The sequence below is a fragment of the Streptomyces sp. NRRL WC-3549 genome (genome assembly GCF_000721935.1).
Classification (GTDB): Bacteria; Actinomycetota; Actinomycetes; order Streptomycetales; family Streptomycetaceae; genus Streptomyces.
Window position 1 is genome coordinate 55,718 of the sequence record NZ_KL585438.1, and the last position, 4,122, is coordinate 59,839.

The window sequence follows — 4,122 nt, forward strand, 5'->3', positions numbered from 1 at the left end:
GGCCATGGCGTTGTCGTAACTGTCGGCGCTTCCCGGCTATGTTGCGCCGCGATCAGCGGAACGGGTTCTGAGTTCCGCAGTCCGCCTCGGTGGCCGCGTCGAGGAGTTCGATCAGGTCAGGGCCGTCGGCTTCGCGCTGGTCGATCCACCATCCGGCACGGGCGATGGCGCGGGCCTTCTCTTCCAGCTCCGCCCAGTCCGCCTCGTCCCAATCTCCCTCTACGACCAGCGCGGTGTGTGCCGCTGTCATCAGCCGGTGGCGGGAGCGCTCACCCCAGTCCAGGGCCTTCTCCGGGCCTTCCAGCTGCGGCATGGTCGAACTGCTTCGACCATGCGAGGGCGGCCTCCTGCTCGGCGGCGCGTTTGGCCGCGAGCCACTCTTCCTTCGACTCGGTGTCGGCGTCGCGCGCCGCCTTCCAGCAGTCGGTGCTTATCTGCACTTCACTCGGATGGGTGTGTGTAGGTGTGATCATGGAGTTCTGTGATGCGTACCGGTGGCCAGCTGGACCCACCGCTCGCGGCCACCTGGCGGGGGAGTCCCATCGACTCGCCGGTGACGCCCGCGCCTCTCCGAGAAGCTCGGGGTCACCCCGGCCCGGTGAGTCGAGTTGTGCATCGAGGGACTGCAGGGCGGTCGAGGCTGACGCGTAGCCGATGCCCTCTCTCAACTGTCGTTGAGTCAGCCCACCGGACAGCTGGCAGGCTCCCAGTTGTGCACTGAGTAGCGATCCGCCGCCGAGGAGTCGACAGCGAGGCAGTAGCTCTGTCCTGGCTCGCGGTCGGCTTCTCGGTGCGACGGCTGTGTTCGGGCTGTGCGAACTCTTTACGAGCCCGTCATGAGCTAGTAACTTCACGCGTCGCAAGGTCTTGCTGAAATTTTCTGACGGTTCATGCGGTGTGCATCGCGGGCCACAAGCCTCGTACACGCGTGCCAATCCCCGCTGGCCCAGGCTGAGAACCTGTGCGCCCCTCCCCTGCCCCGGGCCGGCCCCGTTTGACGCAGCGGAAGACCGCTGCCCGTCCCTTGGAGCCGCACGTGAAGCACCCCCCATCCCAGCGTCTGAAAAGACCGCTGGCGGCTGCTCTGGCAGCATCCGGCGTGATCGGGCTGTTGTCCGCGACGCCCGCCCTGACCGGCACCGCGACCGCCGCACCGGAGGCGACGGCCAACACGGCCACCGTCTTCTACTACACGAAGACCCGTGACTGGGCCTCCTACAACCTGCACTACGCACCGGACGGCGGCTCCTGGACTTCGGTCCCAGGCGTGCGGATGGAGGCGGCCTGTACCGACTGGGTGAAGAAGACCGTCGACCTCGGATCGGCGACCGGACTCAAGGCGACCTTCAACAACGGGTCCGGTGTCTGGGACAACAACACAGGCAAGAACTACGACCTGGGCACCGGCGCCATCACCGTCAAGGACGGAGTGGTGGCCCACAGCGACCCGTGCGTGGGCACCGACCCCGGCCCGGACCCTGATCCCGGAGGCAACACCGCCGCGGTCTACTACTCGACCGCGGCCGTGGGCTGGACCACCACCAACCTGCACTACCGGCCCGCCGGCGGCGCCTGGACCCAGACTCCAGGCGTCGGCATGGAACCGGCCTGTACGGGGTGGGTCCGCAGAATCGTCGACCTGGGGAAGGCGACCAGCCTGACGGCTGCCTTCAACAACGGCAACGGCGTGTGGGACAACAACAGCGGCAAGGACTACACCGTCCCCGCCGGCCTCAGCACGGTGAAAGCTGGCACCGTCACCAAGGACGCGAAGGACCCCTGCGTCGCCGAGCCGCCGGACACCCAGGCGCCCACCGTCCCCACCAAGGTGACGGCCAAGGCTGACGGCGTGTCGATTCTGGTCGCCTGGGAGCCGTCCACCGACAACAAGGCGGTGACGAAGTACCAGGTCACCCGCACCGGCGGCACCCGAGGCACACAGATCACCGACGTCGGCTCCACCGTCCTGTCCGACGCCAACCTGGAGCCGAAGACGACGTACACCTACACCGTCAAGGCCGTCGACGCCGCCGGAAACACCTCCGCAGCCTCCATAGCGGCCTCGGCGACCACCGGTGACAAGCCGCCCGCGCCCGCCGAGGGCAAGCCGCTGGGCACCGATCCGCGCAAGGACCCGATCTACTTCGTCCTGACCGCCCGCTTCAACGACGGCGACGCCTCCAACAACCGCGGCGGCAACCAGCACGAGAAGTCGGGCAACGCCGCCAACGACGACCCCATGTTCCGGGGCGACTTCAAGGGCCTGGTCCAGAAACTGGACTACATCAAGGGCCTGGGCATGTCCGCGATCTGGATCACCCCGGTGGTCCTCAACCGCTCGGACTACGACTACCACGGCTACCACGGCTACGACTTCTACAAGGTCGACCCCCGACTGGAGTCCGCCGGAGCCTCCTACCAGGACCTCATCAACGCGGCCCACGCCAAGGGCATGAAGATTTACCAGGACGTCGTCTACAACCACTCCTCGCGCTGGGGCGCCAAGGGCCTGTTCACGCCGACCGTCTACGGCGTCCGGGACAAGGACTGGTCCTGGTACTACGACGAGAAGAACGAGGGCTTCGAGTATGACGGCCTGACCATCGACCCCAAGACCGGAAAGTCGTACTACAACGGCGACCTGTGGTCGACGGCCGAGCCGACCGGCAACACCTGCGTCGACTGGGGCAAACCCACACAGTGGGCCTCGCCCGAGGGCTACCGGATCTACAACTGCCAGTGGCCCAACCCCACCTCCGGCATGTTCCCCAAGGCGCTCTACCACAATTGCTGGCTCGGGAACTGGGAGGGGGAGGACTCCCGTTCCTGCTGGCTCCACGACGACCTGGCCGACTTCAACACCGAGAACGCGCAGGTGCAGAACTACCTGATCGGCGCCTACAACAAGTACATCGACATGGGCGTCGACGGCTTCCGCGTCGACACGGCCGTCCACGTCCCGCGCACCACCTGGAACCGCCGCTTCCTGCCCGCGATCCAGGAACGCCTCACCCAGAAGTTCGGCGCCGAGGCCGCGAAGAACTTCCTCGTCTTCGGCGAGGTCGGCGCCTTCGTCAACGACAAGTGGAACCGCGGCTCGGTCAACCACTCCGCACAGTTCTTCACCTGGAAGGAGCGCAAGCAGTACGACGCCGACGACACCAAGGCCGCCCTGGAGATGTACGACTACGAGAACCAGGCTGGCCCCGCCGCCCAGCCAACCTCCACCAACGCCTTCCTCAACGGCAACAACTACCACGTCCCCGACCACAGCAAGTTCTCCGGCATGAACATCATCGACATGCGCATGCACATGAACTTCGGTGACGCCAACAACGCCTTCAACAACGGCAAGGACTCCGACGACGCCACCAACGACGCCACCTACAACGTCGTCTACGTCGACAGCCACGACTACGGACCCAACAAGAGCGCCGAGCGGTACGCGGGCGGCACCGACGCCTGGGCCGAGAACATGTCCCTGATGTGGACCTTCCGCGGCATCCCGACCCTCTACTACGGATCCGAGATCGAATTCCAGAAGGGCAAGAAGATCGACTGCGGGCCGTCCTGCCCGCTGGCGACCACCGGCCGCGCCTACTACGGCGACCACGTCGCCGGCTCCGTCACCGCCTCCGACTTCTCCAAGGTCTCCTCGGCCTCAGGAGCGGTCGCGACCACCCTCCAGCAGCCCCTGGTCAAGCACCTCCAGCGGCTCAACGAGATCCGGCGGGCGATCCCCGCCCTGCAGATGGGCCAGTACTCCACCGAGGGCATCACCGGTGGCATGGCCTACAAGCGCCGCTACACCGACGCCGCCTCCGGCACCGACAGCTTTGCCCTCGTCATCGTCACCGGCCCCGCCACCTACAGCGGCATCCCCAACGGCACCTACAAGGACGCCGTCACCGGAGACGTCCAGGTCGTCACCGACGGCAAGCTGAACGTCGCGGCACCCGGCAAGGGCAACCTGCGCGTCTACGTCCTCGACCTCGACGGCAAGAACGCCGCTCCGGGCAAGATCGGCACGGCAGGCCCCTACCTCAAGTAGCCGTCACACTCCCGCTCACCGCACTCGTGAGCGGACCCGCCAGCAGCCGTGGCCCTGTCTCTTATACACAT

Annotated in this window: 1 protein-coding gene and 1 pseudogene; one reads left to right on the forward strand and one right to left on the reverse strand. The window is 66.4% G+C overall.

Features of this window, described 5'->3' with window-relative positions; all coding sequences use genetic code 11:
* Positions 1-52: 52 nt before the first annotated feature.
* Positions 53-428 (reverse strand): annotated as a pseudogene (locus IH13_RS39130) (hypothetical protein); the annotation flags it as partial.
* A gap of 608 nt (positions 429-1,036) precedes the next feature.
* Here IH13_RS39130 and IH13_RS0132665 point away from each other — a divergent pair.
* On the forward strand, positions 1,037-4,051 hold the full coding sequence (locus IH13_RS0132665) for a carbohydrate binding domain-containing protein (RefSeq protein WP_031090168.1): 3,015 nt from the start codon (positions 1,037-1,039) through the stop codon (positions 4,049-4,051).
* The last annotated feature ends 71 nt before the right edge of the window (positions 4,052-4,122 follow it).